Origin of the sequence: Streptomyces sp. NPDC050485 (assembly GCF_044458185.1) — a bacterium.
Lineage (GTDB): Bacteria > Actinomycetota > Actinomycetes > Streptomycetales > Streptomycetaceae > Streptomyces.
Map to the genome: position 1 here is coordinate 239,610 of NZ_JBITHR010000007.1, position 18,853 is coordinate 258,462.

Annotated in this window: 22 protein-coding genes and 2 pseudogenes; 8 read left to right on the forward strand and 16 right to left on the reverse strand. The window is 65.0% G+C overall.

Annotated features, from left to right (window positions below):
- The first annotated feature begins 18 nt into the window (after positions 1-18).
- From ACIBK6_RS17135 to ACIBK6_RS17155, 5 genes are all read left to right on the forward strand, one after another.
- Positions 19-2,574, forward strand: a complete 2,556-nt coding sequence (locus tag ACIBK6_RS17135; RefSeq protein WP_399052052.1) for an MDR family MFS transporter — start codon at positions 19-21, stop codon at positions 2,572-2,574.
- Positions 2,575-2,725: 151 nt separating this feature from the next.
- Positions 2,726-4,141 carry an efflux RND transporter periplasmic adaptor subunit gene (locus ACIBK6_RS17140; RefSeq protein WP_399052053.1) on the forward strand — a complete coding sequence of 472 codons (1,416 nt, stop codon included), beginning with the start codon at positions 2,726-2,728 and terminating at the stop codon, positions 4,139-4,141.
- A 206-nt stretch (positions 4,142-4,347) separates the two neighbouring features.
- Positions 4,348-4,773: a hypothetical protein gene (locus ACIBK6_RS17145; RefSeq protein ID WP_399052054.1), complete on the forward strand. Its 426-nt coding sequence runs from the start codon at positions 4,348-4,350 to the stop codon at positions 4,771-4,773.
- Positions 4,774-5,291: 518 nt separating this feature from the next.
- Entirely contained in the window at positions 5,292-5,615 is a 324-nt protein-coding gene (locus tag ACIBK6_RS17150; RefSeq protein WP_399052055.1) for a putative quinol monooxygenase, read from the forward strand.
- A 144-nt stretch (positions 5,616-5,759) separates the two neighbouring features.
- Positions 5,760-5,975: a hypothetical protein gene (locus ACIBK6_RS17155; RefSeq protein WP_399052056.1), complete on the forward strand. Its 216-nt coding sequence runs from the start codon at positions 5,760-5,762 to the stop codon at positions 5,973-5,975.
- Positions 5,976-6,076: 101 nt separating this feature from the next.
- Here the strand turns inward: ACIBK6_RS17155 and ACIBK6_RS17160 are convergent, their stop codons facing one another.
- Genes ACIBK6_RS17160 through ACIBK6_RS17175 form a run of 4 tightly spaced genes read right to left on the reverse strand, consistent with a single transcriptional unit; the run spans position 6,077 to position 8,036 of the window.
- Positions 6,077-6,262, reverse strand: coding sequence for a DUF397 domain-containing protein (locus ACIBK6_RS17160; protein WP_399052057.1), 186 nt, complete (start codon positions 6,260-6,262; stop codon positions 6,077-6,079).
- A 14-nt stretch (positions 6,263-6,276) separates the two neighbouring features.
- On the reverse strand, positions 6,277-7,122 hold the full coding sequence (locus tag ACIBK6_RS17165; RefSeq protein ID WP_399052058.1) for a helix-turn-helix domain-containing protein: 846 nt from the start codon (positions 7,120-7,122) through the stop codon (positions 6,277-6,279).
- 10 nt (positions 7,123-7,132) lie between these two features.
- Entirely contained in the window at positions 7,133-7,657 is a 525-nt protein-coding gene (locus tag ACIBK6_RS17170) for a DUF6879 family protein (protein ID WP_399052059.1), read from the reverse strand.
- Positions 7,629-8,036, reverse strand: coding sequence for a hypothetical protein (locus tag ACIBK6_RS17175; RefSeq protein WP_399052060.1), 408 nt, complete (start codon positions 8,034-8,036; stop codon positions 7,629-7,631). The genes ACIBK6_RS17170 and ACIBK6_RS17175 overlap by 29 nt, the downstream gene beginning before the upstream one ends.
- Before the next feature lie 729 nt (positions 8,037-8,765).
- On the opposite strand from ACIBK6_RS17175, the gene ACIBK6_RS17180 reads away from it, so the two are divergent.
- A complete protein-coding gene (locus tag ACIBK6_RS17180) occupies positions 8,766-8,945 on the forward strand; it encodes a hypothetical protein (protein WP_399052061.1) in 180 nt (59 codons plus the stop codon).
- A 57-nt stretch (positions 8,946-9,002) separates the two neighbouring features.
- Positions 9,003-9,881, forward strand: coding sequence for an aKG-HExxH-type peptide beta-hydroxylase (locus ACIBK6_RS17185; protein ID WP_399052062.1), 879 nt, complete (start codon positions 9,003-9,005; stop codon positions 9,879-9,881).
- 1 nt (position 9,882) lies between these two features.
- On the opposite strand, the gene ACIBK6_RS17190 is transcribed toward ACIBK6_RS17185, so the two are convergent.
- Positions 9,883-10,551, reverse strand: coding sequence for a pentapeptide repeat-containing protein (locus ACIBK6_RS17190; protein ID WP_399052063.1), 669 nt, complete (start codon positions 10,549-10,551; stop codon positions 9,883-9,885).
- A gap of 748 nt (positions 10,552-11,299) precedes the next feature.
- Positions 11,300-11,653, reverse strand: a pseudogene (locus ACIBK6_RS17195) (MBL fold metallo-hydrolase); the annotation flags it as partial.
- A gap of 90 nt (positions 11,654-11,743) precedes the next feature.
- Here ACIBK6_RS17195 and ACIBK6_RS17200 point away from each other — a divergent pair.
- Positions 11,744-13,312 (forward strand): recombinase family protein, encoded by a 1,569-nt coding sequence (locus ACIBK6_RS17200; RefSeq protein ID WP_399052064.1) that lies wholly within the window; start codon positions 11,744-11,746, stop codon positions 13,310-13,312.
- 354 nt (positions 13,313-13,666) lie between these two features.
- Here ACIBK6_RS17200 and ACIBK6_RS17205 read toward each other — a convergent pair whose 3' ends face one another.
- The 10 genes and pseudogenes from ACIBK6_RS17205 to ACIBK6_RS17250 form a co-directional block, all read right to left on the reverse strand.
- Positions 13,667-13,912, reverse strand: a complete 246-nt coding sequence (locus ACIBK6_RS17205) for a hypothetical protein (protein WP_399052065.1) — start codon at positions 13,910-13,912, stop codon at positions 13,667-13,669.
- Positions 13,902-14,054: a hypothetical protein gene (locus tag ACIBK6_RS17210; protein ID WP_399052066.1), complete on the reverse strand. Its 153-nt coding sequence runs from the start codon at positions 14,052-14,054 to the stop codon at positions 13,902-13,904. Before ACIBK6_RS17210 ends, ACIBK6_RS17205 begins: the two co-directional genes overlap by 11 nt.
- Before the next feature lie 8 nt (positions 14,055-14,062).
- Positions 14,063-14,743, reverse strand: a complete 681-nt coding sequence (locus tag ACIBK6_RS17215) for a hypothetical protein (protein WP_399052067.1) — start codon at positions 14,741-14,743, stop codon at positions 14,063-14,065.
- Complete coding sequence (locus ACIBK6_RS17220; RefSeq protein ID WP_399052068.1) at positions 14,740-15,501, reverse strand: hypothetical protein; 762 nt, start codon at positions 15,499-15,501, stop codon at positions 14,740-14,742. The genes ACIBK6_RS17215 and ACIBK6_RS17220 overlap by 4 nt, the downstream gene beginning before the upstream one ends.
- Entirely contained in the window at positions 15,498-15,944 is a 447-nt protein-coding gene (locus tag ACIBK6_RS17225; protein WP_399052069.1) for a DUF3310 domain-containing protein, read from the reverse strand. Before ACIBK6_RS17225 ends, ACIBK6_RS17220 begins: the two co-directional genes overlap by 4 nt.
- On the reverse strand, positions 15,944-16,597 hold the full coding sequence (locus ACIBK6_RS17230) for a toprim domain-containing protein (RefSeq protein ID WP_399052070.1): 654 nt from the start codon (positions 16,595-16,597) through the stop codon (positions 15,944-15,946). Before ACIBK6_RS17230 ends, ACIBK6_RS17225 begins: the two co-directional genes overlap by 1 nt.
- Before the next feature lie 25 nt (positions 16,598-16,622).
- A pseudogene (locus ACIBK6_RS17235) lies at positions 16,623-16,829 on the reverse strand (hypothetical protein); the annotation flags it as partial.
- A 9-nt stretch (positions 16,830-16,838) separates the two neighbouring features.
- Positions 16,839-17,615: a BRO family protein gene (locus ACIBK6_RS17240; RefSeq protein ID WP_399052071.1), complete on the reverse strand. Its 777-nt coding sequence runs from the start codon at positions 17,613-17,615 to the stop codon at positions 16,839-16,841.
- Between the two features lie 10 nt (positions 17,616-17,625).
- Positions 17,626-18,003: a hypothetical protein gene (locus ACIBK6_RS17245; RefSeq protein ID WP_399052072.1), complete on the reverse strand. Its 378-nt coding sequence runs from the start codon at positions 18,001-18,003 to the stop codon at positions 17,626-17,628.
- A complete protein-coding gene (locus tag ACIBK6_RS17250; RefSeq protein ID WP_399052193.1) occupies positions 17,996-18,811 on the reverse strand; it encodes an AAA family ATPase in 816 nt (271 codons plus the stop codon). Before ACIBK6_RS17250 ends, ACIBK6_RS17245 begins: the two co-directional genes overlap by 8 nt.
- Positions 18,812-18,853: the final 42 nt, after the last annotated feature.

Below are 18,853 nucleotides of genomic sequence, written 5' to 3' on the forward strand. Positions count from 1 at the left end.
TTTGCTAACTTCCTGCGGGTGGACCCGTTGATCGCCGAAGACCCGACCCACATAGGCTCCTACCGCCTCATCGCCCGCCTCGGCGAGGGCGGTATGGGGCGCGTCTACCTCGCCCGCTCCGACATCGGGCGGACCGTCGCGGTCAAGGTCGTCCAGGCCGAATTCGCCCACCACCCCGAGTTCCGCAAGCGGTTCACGCGCGAGGTGGGCGCGGCACGAAGGGTGGGCGGGGCCTGGACGGCGGACGTGCTCGACGCGGACACCGAGGCCGCGGTGCCCTGGGTGGCGACCCAGTACATTCCCGGGCCCGACCTGCACACCGTGGTCGCCAAGGACTTCGGGCCACTGCCCGAGCACTCGGTCCACGTCCTCGCCAACCGCCTCGCGCTGGCCCTTCAGGCCGTGCACGAGGCGGGCCTGATCCACCGTGACCTCAAGCCGTCCAACGTCCTGGTCACCGTCGACGGCCCCCGCGTCATCGACTTCGGCATCGCGCGGGCGCTGGACAGCCTGACCGGGGACAGCCTGCACACCCGCACCGGCATCCTGGTCGGCTCTCCCGGCTTCATGTCGCCGGAGCAGGTACGCGGCCTTGAACTCACCCCCGCCAGCGACGTCTTCTGCCTGGGCGCGCTCCTGGTCCACGCCGCCACCGGACGCCTCCTCTTCGGCGCCACCGACACCGGTCTGAACGCCCACCTCTTCCGGGTCGCCGAGGAAGAGGCGGACCTGACGGGCGTACCGGAATCGCTTGTCGACCTCGTACGCGCGTGTCTGCACAAGGATCCGGCCGGGCGTCCCACCCCACCGGAGGTGGCCGCGCGCACGGCGACGGACCGGGCCGAGGAGTGGCTCCCGGGCCCGGTCCTTGCCCAACTCGGGCGCCATGCGGCCCAGTTGCTCGACTATGCGCCCGAGGCTCCGGCCGCCCCGCCGGTCCCTGCTGCCCCGCCCGCCCAGCCGCTGCCTCCACCGCCCGCGTACGCGCCGACGGCCCCGGCGGACCTCCGCCCGGCGCCGGGTTTCGGCCCGCCGCCGGGACCGTACCCCGGCGCCGCGCCCGCGCCTTCCGCCGATGTCCGGGGTCCGCATCCCCGGCGCTGGTGGGGCCTGGTGGCGATCACGCTGGCGCAGTTGCTCGTGCTGATCAACGCGTCGTACCTGAGCGTCATGGCGCCGTCCCTCCAAGCCGATCTGCACCTGCCCGTCGCCGGCCTGAGGATGCTGTTCCTCGCCTATCCGCTCGCCTTCGGCGGTCTGCTGCTGCTCGGTGGGCGCACAGCGGATCTCGTGGGCCGCAAACGGGCGCTGATCACCGGCCTGGTCGGCTTCGCGGCGGCCTCCGCGCTCGGCGGCGCGGCCCCCGTCAGCGGCATGCTGATCTGCTCCCTCGCCCTCCAGGGTGCCTTCGCCGCGCTGCTGTGGCCGTCGGCGCTGTCCCTGCTGTCCACCTCCTTCACCGACCCGAAGGAACGCGGCAGGGCCTTCGGGGTCTTCGGTGTGATCGCCGGCGGCGGCTGGGCGATCGGCCTGCTCGCGGGCGGCCGGCTGTTCACGGCACTGGGCTGGCGCCCGTGCCTGTACGCCAACGTCCTGATCGCCGCGATCGCCGCGGTCGGCGCGGCCACCCTGGTGCACGACCGGCCGGGCCGTACCGCGGCGCGCCCGGACGTGCCGGGCGCGGTCCTCGGCACCGGCGGACTCGCCGCCCTCACCTACGGTTGCGGCAATGCCGGGACATGGGGCTGGACCGACCCCCGGATCGTGGCGCTGCTCGTGGGTGGCGTCCTCCTGCTCGCGGTCTTCGCGTGGTGGCAGACCAGAGCGTCGAGTCCACTCCTGCCGCCGTACGTCTTCAAGGACCGCAACCGCCTCGGTGCCGTCCTCACCCTGTTCCTGGTCGGCATGGCCCTGCTCGCGCTCTCCCTGACCCAGACCTTCTACCTCCAGGACGTCCTCGGCTACGACGCGGCCAGGACCGGCCTGGCCTTCCTGCCCTCCGTCGCCGCGATGGCCGTCGGCTCCACCCAGATCTCCGCCCGGCTGCTGCACCGCGTCGCACCCCGCACCCTGATGGTGCCGGGCCTGGCGCTCGTAGCCCTCGGCGTGCTGCTTCTGAGGGGCCTCACGCTCGACGGCGCCTACCCGACCCAGGTGCTACCCAGCATGCTGCTCACCGGCCTCGGGACGGGCGTGACGTTGATGCCGCTCTTCGCCATCGCGACGGCCGGCAGCACCCCGCAGGATTCCGGTGTGACGTCGGCGACGGTGAACAGCGCCCAGCAGCTGGGGAGTTCGATCGGCGCGGTGGCGTTCAGCAGCGTCCTCGGCTCGGTCATCGCCGCCCGGCTGCGTGGTGTGACAGGGGCTCCGCCGGTCTTTGACGAGCTGGCCCGGAGCGGGCACGCCGTCGGGCAGCGAGGGCTTCCGCCGGCATTGTGGAAGCCGCTCGCCGAAGCGACCATGGGCGGATACACCTCCACCCTCTGGTGGGTGGTCGCCACCCTGCTGCTCGCCGGACTGGTCGCCGGGCTGACGGTCACGGCCAAGGCGCCGAACCCCAACCGCAGTTAGGACGCCCCTGTGTTCCTCCGCCCCGTCGGCACGAGGGCCTTCCGGCCCGCCTGACGGCCCCGTACGCTAGATCATTTAACCAACGTCCTGGTCCGGAAGCTTGGCCGAAGGGTCATGGTGCGCGGCGGGGGCGGGTGTCAGGATCCGCGGTATGAAGGTCCTTCCACGGCTGCACAGAGCCGTCCTGTTGAATTCGGCGCTCGGCGTAGTACTCCTTGCAGCCGTGGGCGGTGCTTACGCGGTGGTGAACTCCGACGACGCCCCTCCCACCCGGACGGACACCCGCACGGTCGCCGTCGCGACGGGGCGGGTGCAGGCAACCGTCACCGGGTCCGGTTCGCTGACATCGCCGAGCGATGCCCTGGTGAACTTCACCACCGGTGGGCAACTGACCGAAGTCGACGTCAAGGCCGGCGACAAGGTCACCAAGGGGCAGGTGATGGCCAAGGTCGACGACACGGCGGCGCGCCAGGCACTCGCCCAGGCCAAGACGTCGCTGGCAGCGGCCAAGGCGTACCTCACCAAGGTGACGGAGGGTCAGACACCCAGCCCGCCGGCCAGTCCCGGTGCCAACCCCTCCGGCGGTCCGAGCCAGCCGCCGACCCCCACGCCCACGCCGACCCCCACCCCGAAGTCCACCCCGACACCGACGCCCAGTCAGAAGACTCCCACTCCCTCGTCGTCCACCGCCTCGCCCGCAAGCGCGGCCTTCAGCGGCATATCCGTCCGGAACGCCTCGTTCGTCGACGCGGTCCCCGCCGCCGGACCTGTGGATCCCACCCAACTCCTGCAAGCCCAGACGCAGGTGGCCCAGGCGCAGACCGCGGTGGACAACGCCCAGCACACGGTCGACGGAACCGTGATGACCGCACCGGTCGACGGGACGGTCGGATCAGTGAGCGCCGCCGTCGGCCAGACGGTCATCGGCACGACGTACACCTCCGGATCGGGCGCCGCCCCTGGTTCGGCACCGGGCGCGCCGGCCACATCGGGCACCCCGGGCGGAAACGGCACGGGCGGCACCCCGTCCGCACCAAGCGGTTTCATCGTCATCACCAACCCGACCGGGATGCAGGTGAAGGCCAACGTCTCGGAAGCCGACGCGCTCAGGCTCAAGCCGGGCCAGCCGGCCACCGTCACCCTGAACGCCCAGGCCACCACCGTGCTCAACGCCAAGGTCCTGTCGGTCGGTACGCTCGCGGTGAACGGCGGCGCCGGCACCGGTGGCGGCACCACCGCGCAGTACCCCGTGACGCTCGACATCATGGGCCCGACCAAGGACCTGCATACCGGACAGAGCGTCAGCGTCCAGATCGTCGCCGGTGAGGCGTCCGATGCCCTGTACGTGCCGACGGCGGCGCTGAGCGGTACCGGGCCCACCCGCACGGTAACGGTGGTCGGAACGGATGGCACCGCGCACCCCGCATCGGTGACGGTGGGCGTCGAGGGAGACACCAACACCCAGATCACCAGCGGCCTGACGCAGGGGCAGAAGGTGCGGATCACCACCCTTGCGCCGTCCGGCCACAGCGGCTCGGCGAGCGGCGCGCTCGGCAACCGGTACTGATCCGGGGCCGGGGGCGGTGTCCGCGACGGTGAGTCTCCCCTTGATCCGGTCGGCGACGCGGTCGCGATCAGGGTGGCCACGGGGTGTGTGACAGGGCGTCCGGTCCCCGGCCCGCCCGCCGTGCGGCCCTCTCACGGCGTTCATCACCACTCTCACGGCGTTCATCACGACCGCACCAACACACGAACCAAGGGAGTACCGAAAACATGGTCCGAGACCGTGACGAGTTCACGAAGCCCGACGGCCAGGACCCCACGCCAGCCTCTCCAGCGACCGCCCCCTCACCCGCCCCCACCGCGGTCCAGCCCGTGGTTCAGGCCGAGGTTCAGCCCGTGGTTCACGAACAGCCCACCGATGGCACCGGCGCATCGACTCCATCAACGCCTTCGCCCGCGCAGGGTTTCGCGGAACTGCCGTGCACGCCGGGCGAGTTGAAGAAGCGCAGCGCTCCGCCGTGGCGGGACATGCCGTGGCTGACGCTGCTCCTGGCCGTCGGCGTGGCCGCGGCGCTGGCCTTCATGGCCGGGGCACTGGTGGAGAAGCACCATCTCCGCCACCCCGAGAAGCCCGCGCCTGCCGCGGCCCTGCACACCACCAGCGACTCCTCCGCCCTGGCCGCGTCCCGTTCGTGAGGCTGCCGATGCGCTGGGCCGGTCGCCGGAGGTAGCCGCGGGCGGCGGGCGATCATCCCGCGACGGCCCGAACCCCGGCCCGCGCATCGGGCCGGGTTCGGGCGACAGGGCGGTCAGGGTCACCACCGTCCGTTGTCGCTTATCGCTCGCCCGCGAGATCCAGTTCCGCCGGGGCCGTCTCCGGCCCCGCCAAGCCCGGCATCGGCCGCCGCCGGGGATGGGGGATGGGCCCGGTCACGGCACGCCAGCACGATCCTCGCCCGCAGAGCAAGTGCCTGCGCCGACTTCGGCCGACGGGGCCGTCGTTCCAGCACCACCCGCTCGTCCTCGGCCAGAAGCAACGGCTCCAGCTTCGGACCGCGACAAGGAACTGACGCACCAGCAGCAGAAGTCACACAACAACTGACGTACCACTACTGGCGCATCACACTGGCTCTCCTTCGGCGCAGGACGACCAGTACGCGTGATGGAGGGGGCGAGTAGGCTGGGCGCGGACAGATCCAGCGAAAGGGCGAGGCATGTCCAGCGCGAATATGTTCAGCGTCTACGGACGAATGACCGCACTGCCTGGACGGCGCGACGCGCTCATCGCCTTGCTCCATGAAGCGTTCCGCGCCAGCGGCGATGACAGCGGCTTGCTGACCTACAGCATCAACACGGCACCTGAGGACCCGGACACAATTTGGATGACGCAGTTGTGGACCGATAGGGAAGCACACGACACCACCACCCATTCCGAAGCGGTCGCAACGGTGTCACAGCGCCTTCCTCCGCTCCTGGCCAAGCAACCCGAAGGCTCCTACGGCCATGCCGTCTACGTTCACGGCCGAACGGCTGAGTGACGAGGAACAAGAGCCGCCGCCGCGAGACAGCGCAAGGCAGCGGACCCTCCGGACGGGCCGAGCTCAAGAGCGACTGCGCGACAGCGATTTACCCGCCTACCCGTGCATCCGGTGACAACTCGGCACCACCCGACACGGCGATCCATGGACCACCCGCCCGTCATCGTCCACCCGCCCGGGGCCAAGGGCCGCCCGGTGACGATCCGCGGCGAGCACTACGGAGTCGCCCACAGGTTCTCCGACGTCGTTGAGTTCCTCCGACAGACAGGCCTCGACCCCGACGACATTGACCTCAGTGACTGGGAGTTGATCGAGTGGCGGGGCGGCGGCGTGGAGAACCGGCCAGCCCCGGATTCGTGATCGACCTCGTACTCACTCCGGGGTTCGCCGTGCCGAGCTGCGTAACGCGCCTTGCCATGCCCTCGGCGAACGAGGCAAGTCGGCGCTGTGTCATCGTGTGATCAGACCTCGGGGTGGCTGACGTAGTCGATGAACTCTCCCCAGGCCTTCCGGCCGGCCTCGACCTTTGGACAGGTCCGATCCTTCGTATCACGGACGTGAATCGTGGCCGGATCGTTGTCGGCCACCTCCACACAGTTGTCCGTCTTCGTGTAGGTGCTGGTACGCCAGTTCAGACGTCCGGTCATTTCGTCTCCTAGTGTCAGTACCGGTCGTAGTGCCGGATGGCACCACGTATCAGCTCCTTGGCCGAGTCCCCATAGACCGCTGATCGCTTGAGAAGCCCGAAGGCTTTGACATACATCTCGATCTCCGAGGGCTTCGTCACCGTCAGCTCTGCGGAATACGTCTCCACCAGGACGAGCTTGTCGTCGAACATCGAGAACGAGTTGCCGGGCCAGATCCACAACGGGGCCGACCGTGGGATGAACCCCAGACTCAATCGTGAAAGCCGCATGACGTTCAGTAGCCACTCAAGCTGCGCGAGCATCACGTTCCGGCCGCCGAAGTTGCTGTAGAGGGCTTGCTCTGCGAGCAGGACGTGAAATGACCTGTCGCCTTCGTAGAGGTACTTCTGCCGCTCCAAACGCTTGTCCCGGGCGGCCTCGATGTCGTCAGGAACTTCGAAGAAGCTGACGACCTGCTTGAAGGTGTCTTCGGCGTAGTCCGCGGTTTGCAGGGCGCCCCAGATGAGCGTCGGATGCCAGATCCTGAAGAGCTTGGTCCTGGCGTAGACCGGTATGGCCTTCTGCTGCCTCGCCGCCGCTCCATCCGAGAGCTGACGCTTCCACTCCAACCACAGCTCGTTGATGTGCCGCAGAGCAGCGATCATGTCCGGAAGCTGTGCCTGCTGGCCGGACACCTCGCACCAGACCTGGAGGTCGTTCTCGCTGGGCGTCTGCCGCCCGTGCTCGATCCGAGAGACCTTGGACTCGTGGAAGCCCGTGGCCGCAGCGAAGGAACGCCCGCTGGCGTATCCGGCGTTTCTCCGGAACACGCGCAAGCGGGCGCCCAGCGCCTCTCGTTGGTCTTGTGCCTCTGTGCTCACGATCCGGTGATCAGGGCTTGTACTCAGTGTGGGGAGTAGCGAGGCCCCAGAGAAGGTCCCGGATGCGGACGCACTCAGTCACGGTCTCCAGATCGGTGATCAGCTCAGATCCGAGAACACGGCCTTCGCCATCGAAGTGGCCGACGGCGAGCAGCCTGTCGTCGTAGAGCCACCAGTCATTTCCCTGCACGGGGAAGTTGATCCTCTCGGGGAGCTGGTGACGCGGGAGCCAGCGAATGTCCTCGCCAACGTCGATGTTCTGCGACGTGAGGGAGTGCTCCCATCTGACGTACTGAGAGTGGGGTTCCGTGATCACCCGAACCCGCCGCACGGTCTTGCCCTCCCCCGTGACCCGGCGTATCAGGTCCTTCCACGGGTCCAGCCACTCGTAGCTGTCCGGCTCGCCCCGCTGCCAACGCACGTACGGCGTGTCCTCTACCGGGGAGCCGTAGTCGTCCCTCAGCTCCAGGTGGAAGGCGTCGCGCTCGAAGCTGTTGAACAACTCGTCACGCTGCGCGCTGGTGATCAGGTCCACTCTTCTTCTCCAGGAGATTCAGGATCGCGGATCGCGGGACTTCGATGCAGTCCTCGTAGTCGGGCAGCCGCATCTGGCTCAGGGCTTCCGGGTCACGCATCTTGGGACCCTGCAGGATGCACGTCCCGTGGTCGGTGACGATCATGATCGGGGCCACGAAGTTCTTGATCGTCCCGGACGATAGTCCGTCCTTGGTCAGGTGCTCAAACAGTTCGATCGGGACCTCGACCGCCGTGTGCCCGGCTGGCACGTCGAGCTGCATGAGCAGATCGTTCGCGAAGATCTTCCAACCCTGCACGACGTAGCTGCCCTTGTCCGTGGCGTACAACGTCGGGCTGTCGCCCGGAGTCGAGTTCTTACCCAAGAACCGTAGCTTCATGATCGCTCTCCCGTCTTCTGTCTTGCACGAGTTTGCGCGGTGGTCAGATGGTCGTCTGACTGTTCAGGCCCGTCAATCGCCATGCTGCAAACATCTGCAAGTTTCTTGGGAGTTGGGGACACCCGGCTTTACGTTCGTTGAGAACCCCCGAGCGACACAGGAACGAGGCGAAGCCGTGGCGAGCTTCCGAGGAAGTACCTGTTCACCGGCTCGAAAGGTTCCCTCGGACTGCGCCGGCCCGGGGACCGCCTCCGAGCGCGCACCTTGCACGGCCCCCCCGGTGCATGACGTGCTTAAGCCAGTCGGAGAAGCGCACGGACGCCTACGGCGAAGGGGACTTCCGCACCGTGGGCGAGTGCAACCGGGAGATCCTGCGACACCCGCACCTGAACCGACCGATCAAGGCGGGGTGACGGCCGTGACCATGACCATCCGAGTTTCGCGGGACAACGGCCGGACCTTCGCGGGCCAGGTCGTCTACCCCACGAACAAAGAGACGCCCCCGCCCACCCCCGCTGCCGACATGTGGCCGCCGTGCCGGTGCTACCTCTGCCGGACCGGAGCGAAGCGTGAAGCGTGACGCCATCGCCGTGACGCTCGGCGCCATCGCATGGGTTGCCACCGTCGCGCTCATAGTGGCGCGCGGCATGGCCGTCTGACGCCCCCAAAGCCCCCGCTCCTCACGGGGCGGGTAGCAAGGTCCCACGTTCATCCGACGAAGGAGCAGTTATGCCCGTCAAGATCGAGCGCACCGAGCCGCAGTTCGCCGAGCTGATCACGGCCATCCAGTCCGACCCGGAGCCCGTCGCGGCCGGCATCAAGAGCCGGGTCACCACGGCCCAGTCGGACGCCGAGGTTGTGATGACTAGCCACCCAGGCCCAGCAGTTGCACACAGCGTCCGGAGTTGAAGACGACCTCACTCCGGGCGCGCACACCCCGTCACCTGGCAGAGGGGCTACACGACCATGCACATGCTGAACACCGGCCATCTGGTGGAGACCCTGGCCCGGTTCGTCCACGCCATCAATGGCAAGCACGTGGACTCGATCGACTGCCTGCGCCCGGCGTACGTCGAGGCGATCAACACCCTGCGTCCTGCCGCCCTCCAGGCGGAACCCGAGGGCATCAAGCTCGGATACGAGGACAGTGGGTGGGTGGGCCACTGCAAGGAGAACCAGATCTTCGCGCACATCGTCGGACCGGCCTCCCCCTCGGACGGACCGACCCGCGAGGTATGGGACCGCGAGGTAACCAACGCGTTGGACCTCATCACGAAGATCAACCCGGGCCTGCGTCGGATGGTGGACCTGCTGGTCACCGACATCGTGGTCCTGAACTCAGGCGCGGATGGCGGCGGTTCCGCCAACCGAATGCCTGGGGTCGTGATGGTGAGCCCCGGGGCGACGTGGCTCACCCTCGACTACGCCATGTGCGTCGTCCATGAGGGCCTCCACACGGGGCTGTTCATCCTCGACTCGGTGTCTCCGATGTTCACCCTCCCGCCGGCCGAGTTGGGGAAGGCGGAGAACCGCGCGCTCTCGGCCGTGAAGATCGGCGAGAAGAGGCCGCTGCACGCTGCCTTGCACGCTGCGGCCGTCGCGGTACCGCTGATGTACATGGAGCACAGCCAGGGCGAGCACGTGCTCGTGGACCAGTACACGGCGTCCCTTCGGGACGCCTGCGACGACATGCAGACCAAGCGGGAGCTGTTCACCGAATACGGCCAGCTCATCCTGGACGAGATGACCGCATGGGTGAAGACCGACCCGGTCGACTTCGACCGGGTCGTCCGGGGCATCACAAGCCCGGAGTTCTCCGGCTACCGCCCACAGGTCGCAGCCTGACCTACTCGAAGACGATCCCTGCCTCACGTGCCAGGCTCAGGGCCAGCTCCATCGACCCCGGGCCTGCCACGGTGGTCCCCCGCAGGTACGCCGCTCCCCCCACGTCGAGAAGCGTGCAATTTTCGATTCGCATGGAGCCGACTTTCACGTTTCCGAACTGAGCACCGGTCAGGTCACAATTTACGAACCTGACGTTGTGGAATTCGGTGAACTGAAAGTCTATCCCCGCGAGTCGGCAATCCTCGAATACGGTCGCGTAGATCTTCATATTCCGGAACATCCCGGGCGTTGCTACGCAGCCGGAGAGCCGTACGTCCCGGAACGTACCGGCCTTCCACGAGGAGCCGGTGAGCCTGCTGCCTTCCACCGTGCACCGGATCAGCGAAACGTCTCCGGCGGACATCTGGGAGAAGTCACAGGTGTCCAACTTGCTGTCACTGAACTGAGTTTGGCGCAGGCTGGTGCCGGTGAAGCGGACGTTGGCGAAGACGCAGGAGTCGGCCTCGGCGGCTTCGACTTCCAGCCCCACGAAGGTCTCACCATCGAAGTTGATCCCCTTCAGGATCGCGTCGTCCTCCAGCTCGACACCATCTGCGGGCCTCAGCACAGAAGGAATTCGAGGAGCCTCCGGCGCCTTGATCTTTCCACCTTGACGGGTGATCTGGGGCATGGAAGATCTCCATTCTTCGAGGCGTGGCGGTGCCCTCGATTCTAGCCATATTGCATCCACCAGCACGTCTCGTTCATCACTCTTAAGGGCGACAGATTTCGATGGCACTCATTTCAGCGAAACCGCGCTTCGAGCAGAACGGGGTTGACTGTCCCGTGGCCCTCCGCTCCGTCTACTCCTTGCACAGCGTTGCGCGAGGAGGCTGGCGGCGCTGCCGAAGAATGGCGCCCACTCCGCTCGTACGCCGAATCTCGCCTCAACAGCGCGCGTGCACCTCTTTGAGACTCGACAACTGACGTGTGGGCCACAAGATCTCACCTGCACGGAAGTGGGATTCAACCTCGCGTGGTGGCGCATGGACGATGCCATCAAAGCGGCAGAGGCAGGCCGCTTCCTCCTCCCGGCCGGGCCGCTTGCCCTCTTGCTCGCCAGCAAGACAACACTCGGCCGATGACCCATCGCCGGTCCCTGCGCGGGGCGGCGTGATGAGGATCCCGCCGCCCCGACTTTACTGATCTTTCCTTGTCTCCAAGGTGTCACTCCCTGCAAGGCGCCGCCCCACGAACCTTGTCCGAACAGTCACGCGCGGCCGTCCACTTGAAGTGGGCAGGGGGGTGACATGCTGAGGCGGCTCGCTCTGTGCGGGTCTAACCGGGCCGTCGATCCTCCGCACGGCTTGGTCGCGCTCCTCACTGGTCATCCGGCCCCATCACCGCGCCACCCCATCGAGATCGCTCATAACCAGGCGTCACCGGTCGCCAGCAAGGTCGAGATCAGCCTCAGGAGCGGTAACCCGTGGGGTCAGCACGCTCGCAGGGCGGCGCCAGGGATGGGCAATCGGCGCCGACACCGCCCGCCACCAGGAGTCAGAAGGAAGCTTGCCAGCGGGCTCGAAGGGTTCACCTGGCCTAGGAATTGCTACGGCCTGCCCAACTTCGTCCGCGACGTCGAGTGTCCACTCGGCGGGCTCGGCCCACGGATGAAGCGCAAGGTTGAAGGTGCCCCAGTGGATCGGCATCAGCACGCCGTGCGGCGCACCGCCCTGGAGATCGAGATGGGCGCGCAGGCCCTCGGCCGGGGTCATGTGGATGTCCGGCCAGAACCACACGCCGTGGAGGCCAGCGGTCATCTACACATGCGTGCAGCTCTGCCTCGAACCATCCGATGTGTCACCGATGGTTAGGATTAGCTGGTGCTTCACATAGCGTGGTCGCTTGCTGAGCTGCGGGAACTAGAGGATCTCAGGCAGAGGGAACTTCTTCTGCCAGCCGACGCGCCCAGGGCCCTTCTCTCCGTCCGTCTCTCTGTACTTACGGATGAGACCACTTCCCCCATACGGCAAGAGCTGGATCTTCGGCGCTTCGCCATCAACCGGGGCTGCCGTGTCGTGGGTGTGGCCCAGGACCTCAACGTGTCCGCCACAAAGGTGCCACCGTGGAGCCGCCCGGAACTGGGCGACTGGATCAATAACCGGGCGCCCGAGTTCGACCAGATCCTTTTCTGGAAGCTCGACCGTTTCGTTCGGCGCATCTCCGACCTGCACCTCATGATCGAGTGGTGCAAGGAGCACAACAAGGTCCTTGCAGCCGACAAGGACCCCATCGACCTTGACAGCGCATACGGCGAGATGATGGTCACGATGATCGCTGGCATGGCGCGCATCGAGGCTGCAAACACCGGGGTTCGCTTGGAATCACTCTGGAAGTACGCCCGGACCACCGAGCGTTGGGTGATCGGTAAGCCGATCTACGGCTACATCAGCGAGGACACGGCTGAAGGCCGCAAGCTGGTCGTCCACCCCTTCAGGCGGAAGGTACTCCGGTGGATCTACGCCATGCTCAAGCGCGGGCGATCCATGTACAAGATCACGCAGATCGTGAACCGCGCAGGTGCCCCTGCACCAAACGGCGGCAAGTGGTACGCAAGGAACCTCACTGCGATCCTCACGAACCCCGCACTGAAGGGGGTTCGAGTGATCCGCCCGCCAAAGGCTACGAGCAACGAGATTTCCCGCATCGTCTACGGGTCGGACGGACAGCCCGTAAGGGTCGCTCCGCCGATCTTCTCCGACGAGGAGTTCGACGAGATCCAAGCTCTGCTCAAGCGAAACGCCAAGCACGGGCAGAGGACCGGGAAGGGCAAGAAGCTGTCGAGCTTCCTCGGGGTGATCAAGTGTGGCAACTGCCTGGCGAACATGTACAAGCATGTCTCGACCAAGCAGCGCAAGAACGGCGAGGTTCGCCGATACCCCAAGCTTCGCTGTTCTACGTACACCACAGAACCGTGCGGTGCTCCGGTTTTCGACCCCGACGTGATGTACACAGCGCTGTCTGACACTGCGCTAGATCAACTGGGTGATTACGAGGTAGTTCACCGCGAGTACGCCATGGGTGCCGAAAACCTCGCTCGGGTTACCGAATTGCAGGCATCCATCAAGCACTACATGGATGGCCTTGCGCCCGGTGGCACATTCTCCGTGGGTGGCTTCATCCAGAAGCAGGCCGAAGAGACCCTCCAAAGCCTTGGCGTCGAACTACAGCAGATCGACCCCGAGAGTACAAAGGACCGGTGGACATACACCTCGATGGGTGTGACCTACCGCGAGCACTGGACACGGCTCGGAACCGAACAGATAGAGAAAGACCTGCTGCGTGCTGGCATCACGTTCGTCGTCCACCCAGACCACTGCGATCTGCTCATCCCCGATGACGTGAAGAGTCGCCTGGTCATAAGGAAGGACTACTTCGAGAAGAAGCTGTAACGCAAAGAATCCCGCCACACCTGAGGGTGTGGCGGGATTCGATCAGCGCTCAGCCACGGTGACCAGCTTCCGCTCGCCTGATTTGCTGACCGTGTAGACATAGACCTTCACAGCAGCTCCCACACAGATAACTGTGTTCAAACGTCGCACTCAGCTCTCTTGCCGTTCAGTAAGATCAGTAAGATCAGTCAGAAAAGCCAAGGTTGTCCAGGATCTCGCGACAGGACCAGCAGATCGTGGTCTTGCCCGTCGGAGTAGTGATGTCTACCGAGGCGTACTCGATCCTCCAGTCGGTGCATCCTGGGCAGTAATGCGTGCTAGGGGGCTCCTCACGAGTACTGGCGATGTTCTGGCTCATGCATCTCCCAGGCCGCTTGCTACGTCCCAGAAGTCGAGGGCCATGCGTTCTGCGGTCGGTATGGAGAACCCGGCATCAAGGGCCTTCTGGCGGACTGTTGATGCGTAACGGATGACGACTTCGGCCCCTTCCGCCGCTCGTTTGAAGGCCTCTTCTTTGAGGTTGTCGGCCAGGCCTTCCGCGTCGAGGTTGAGCAGGTAGGCGGCAAACTCGTCAGGGTCGGGCATGGAGTCAGCAGTCACAGTCTTCCTTCGCAATGGTGTCGATGACGGTTCGGGTGATGAGGCCGCACGTCCAGGCGGTGAGCGCGAGAACACCCCCGCCGAGGCTGAAGGCAATGGCCTCTCGGTTGACGCTGAGCCACGCGACTGTGTTGTCGAGCATGGGTGGTTCTAGGCTCCGATTCGTTCTGTGATGACGTAGGCCATGGAGGCGCCACCAGCCCCGTAGTAGGTGGTGTCCGCGACGGCGGTTGCGGCGGCGGATCCCATCCGGCCGGCATTCCCTTGCGCGGCGGCTCGTTCGCGGCCTCGCTGGTCGGTCTTGCTGTTGAGTCGTTCAGTGAGCCGGTCGATGGCACGCTGAAGCTGTTTGTGTTCGGCGCTGCCGTGCGGGGGCTTCTCCTCGTGGAGGAAGGCCCGTTCAATGGCGGCCTGGTGGGCATCGGAGAGGCTGCTCATGGCTTCGTCGATGTCCCAGATGCTGAGGGCGACGCTGCCGGGGTCCCCTGCCACGCGGAGGAGGTCGTCCTTTCGGTTGGGGATGAGTTCGCGGGCTTCTTCGCGGTAGTAGGCGTGCTGGAGGACGTTGCGGACTTCTTTGGGGGTGTAGATCCATTCGGCGGTGTTGTACGTGTAGTGCAGTCGTTCGGCTTTGCAGTGCTCGACGCCGATGCCCCGGAAGATCGTGTAGAGGACGGCGGGCTCGTAGGAGTCGAAACGGTGCCTGCTCTCCCAGTACTTGAGGAGGATGAACTGCGAGATGTCATCGGCTTCGCAGTAGGGGTTCTCCCGCTGGAGCTTGGAGGCCACCCTGCGGGAAGTGTTGATGATCTCGGGGTTGATCTGGGTCACTTGTAGCGTTCGCCCTCCACGATGAACGAGCCGTTGCGGCTGACTGGGATGAGGTGGGGTGTGACGGTGGTGCCGTCGACGTAGAACAGGCCGAAGGCTGACTGCCAGTTGGCGAGGCGTTCGGGGCCCAGGTAGGCGGCCTTGGTGATGTCCATGAGGTGGCCGAGCTCGACGCCGGTGACGGTCTTGGAACCGGCTGGGCCGGTGGTTTCGGAGACGATGCCCGCACGGTGGGTGTGGCCCATGACGATGGAACGTCCGTACCGGCGGGCTGCGTTGATGGCGGTTCCGCCTGAGTAGCGGGCCAGGTTGATGCCCTTGCCGTGGCCGTGAATGGCGCTCCAGCCGGGGGCGAAGTCGTAGCGCACGGGCTCGAACTTGATCCCGAAGTCGTCCAGGCGGAGGAGCTTGTCCTCACGGAAGGACTCTTCGTCGTACAGGGCGGGGGCCCGGTCCACGAGGTACTTGTGTGGCCTTTCCCCGTGGTTGGAGCCAAGCAGGGTGATAGGCCCGTCGTATCCGGCTCGTAGCGGCTGGATGTGGGTCCTGATGGTGTAGTTGGCTTCCTGCCGGACGGTCATTCCGTATTCGGCGCGCTTGCCGGCCGACCATCTACCCGACGCCGTGTAGTCGTTGATGTCGCCGATGTTGATCACTTCGTCCGGCTGGGAGTCGTGGATGAGGTTGATGAGGTTGCGGTTGGCCCGCTTGTTCTCAAGCGGCATCTGGAGGTCGGAGATCAGGATGATTCGCTTCAAGCGCTGGCCCCGATTCGCTCCAGCTCGCGCTTGATGTACCACAGGGCCTTTTGCAGGTCCTCGATCTCGTTCTCCTTCTTCCCGGCACGTGCGAGGTACTTCAGTGCGGCGCCCCGGTTGTAAGGCAGGGCCTCGGCAATGTCGATGACTTCAGCGCCGTTGGCGTATCCCTGTGTGTAGTACGAGGGGCTGTTGACAGCGTCGTTGATCGTCGAGGACTGCACGGGCTTGGACTTGTCTATGTTCCAGTCAACGAGGTTCATCTCCTTCTCGTACAGAGTGATCTCGCCGCCGCTTTCGAGAAGCACACGCCATGCTTGGCCGTCATAGCGATCGACGTAGTCCTTGGCGGTAATAGCGCCACGCTTTCCGTGGAAGTGCCGGTGTTCTCGATAGACTTCAGCATTGACCTCGATCCAGTCGCCGATGCTGTATGGGGACATCAAAAGCCCGCCTTTTCCAGAAGGGCCGCTTGGCCGTGTTCTCGGTAGTACTGGTTCACGTCCAGGTCGTGGGGCATCTGACGTGTGGTTGCGCGCTCGTTCTTCTCGGCGATCGTGTCGGCGAGTTTGAGACCTGCGGTATCGCCGTCTGCGAGGGTGATGACTTCGTTGTATCCCCAGATCAGTCGGTTGAAGATGGGCTTCCAGTTCTGCGCGCCGGCCGTTCCAACGACGGCTGGGATACCGGCCTGCCAGGCGGTGATTGTGTCGATCTCCCCCTCACAGATCGCGAGGCGGGAGACGGGGAGTGTCAGGGCCAGGATGTTGTAGAGCTTGGCGTCGTCGCCCGGTTCCCTGATGTATTTGGTGTGCTTGTCGATGGTCTTGCAGTCGTGATCGGCTATGCAGCGATACCGGATTGCCACGACGCCTTGGCGGTTGATGTAGGGAATAGCAAGTAGTCCGGCGTAACGTTCATGACCCGAGAGTGGGCTTGCGACGTACCCGAGTCGAAAGTATTGAACGCTGTCCTGGGATAGGCCCCGCTTTTTCAAATACTCGGCGGCGGGTGAGCCGTCGAGCTGTTTGTGGTAGGTGGCTGCTGCCTGATTCAAAAAGGCGATTCGCTGCTTCGATGGCGGCGAGAAAGTCACACCTCTCCTCTTCCATGATGACGCTCCAACTGTCATGGCTGAAGTCGCAGCCATGACAGTGGATAACGTTCTCGTCAATGTTGATTGAGGCGCTGGCGTTGGTATCGTCGTGGTCGGGTGCCGGGCATTTGCATGCCTGCCAGGTACCGCTATCTCGGCGGGGTGTTTCCCAGTCGGCGTAGTAGTGCTTCAGGACCTCAAGAATGGGGGGCTTTTCGCTGCGCCCTACCATCACGGCAACTCACACCGCTTCCGCCTTGGCCTCGAAGCGCTTGAAGAGCCATACGAGACCAGAGGGCTTGATCTTCACTCCTGTTGCGATGAATGATCCATTGCCGTGCTCGACGGAGCAGGTGAGAGTTCGGAAGTGGTGGGCTGCATGCTGGTAAGGCCGGTAACCCTTCCGGTTCTTAATGAGGATTGCTTCGTCTACGAGGAGGGCGAAGAGACGGTTGCGGCCCAATTCGCCGCCGAACAGAGGGGCGAGCACCTTCGCGGCCTGGACCACGTCGTAGTCGCCTTCGGACGCCATGATCTGGTCGTAGACACTGACCTTGGGTGCCTGCTCTTCCACCAGAGCCTCGGCCTGGTCCACACGCTTCCTCAACTCGGCCAGCTTCATGAGGCCAGCGGCTGGGTCAGAGACGAGCTGCTGCATCGCGGCCTGGAGAACGTCGTCAGCCTGGTAGCTACCCGTCTTGCGGATAGTCGGCAGGACCTCCGAGGTGATCCAGCGACGGAACTGCTTGGCTTCCGGCTTCCGGCTGTCGAGGATCAGGTCATACAGCCCGGATTCATTGATCCATCGGGTGTCCCTGCGGAAGCCCGGCAGACTTTCAGTACCGCTGAAAGTTCGCAGGTCAGAGGGGGTAAGCCGCGAGAGAGCCATCGTGACGTTGCCCAGGTCGAGAACCTTGCAGGCGTCGCCAGCCACGAACCAAGGATCGCCCTGCATGTCCTGGTGCACCCGCACCTCGAACTGCTTTCCGTCGTTGCGCTTGAAGATCTTGTTGAACACTTCGTTCCTCTTACTTGTTGTAGTAGGTGTGAATGAGTCGTTCAGCGAACGCCCCGGGAAGCACCCATGCGGCGTCTTCGGTGGGAGCGTTGTGCCGCTTGTAGATCACGCACGCCTCATCACCCGTGCCGTTGTTGTGGGCTTGCACTAGGGCGTCGTCCAGGTGCTTCCAGAGTTGGATGCGGTCAACCGCCTTGGCCTGAACGGTAAGTGGGATGTTGCCGATGTCGCCGCGGTCGTGCGATCCGTAGATGGCGCCGTTGCGTTTGGCATCCTCGTATCCCAGGTCGTGGAAGACCTTGACGAGGTCGTTCTCCCAGTTGCGGCCCCTGGCTTTTACGGCGGCACCGTTGGGCTTGGTGAGCTTGCGAGGTTTGGGGTTAGCCAATGATCTGCATCCTTTCGGGCTGCCACTGGAGGCGGGCGAAGGTGAAGCCGGAGGCGTCGGCCTTGCCGCCTCTGTTCTTGACGTTGGACACCCGTAGGTCGTAGCCCTCGAACTCGGTGCCGCCGCGATGGAGGGTGAGGATGACTTCGGGGACTCGGCCGACTTGGCCCTTGATGCCGCTGAGCGGGATGGGGTTGACGCCGTCGTTGTACGGGCCGGTGACGTGGTGCAGGAGGACAACGGCGCTGCCTGTTCGGCGGGCCAAGTCATGGAAAAAGGCGCAGAGTTCATCGAGCGCAGCATGCCCTTCCCCCATCTCGGGGGCGCTGACGTTGGTCACGTTGTCGATCACGACAAGGGCCGGCCAGCCGTAGATCATGGCGTAGGCCTTGAGGGACTGTTCGATCTCGTCGAGGTCTGGCGACGCGTCGAAGTTCCATCGGATGTCGAGGTCGGCCAGAGACTTGTCGAAGGCCTCGGTCCGCTGCTGCTCGATCGCCTCTTCCACCTGTGCGGTGGTCCAGCCGCTGATGTTCGCGGCGCTGCGAACGTACTGGGTGAAGGCGTCACTGTCGGCGCTGAAGTAGTAGGTAGGGACCGCCGACTTGATCGCGATGTTCAAGGCGAGCGCTGACTTACCAGTGCCGGGTCCTGCCGCAATGAGGTGGAGCTGCCCGCGACGGATGTGGACACCCAGATCGTGCAGGGCCTTAAGGCTGGTTGGGATGGGCTCGCCTGCTGAGCCCCGCTTATGGAGTGCCTGCGAGAGCGTGAGTATGAGCGACCTCCCCGTGGCGGGTGGGCCAATACCGACCCATCAGCGTACAGAGTTGATTAATCGAGCAAAAAA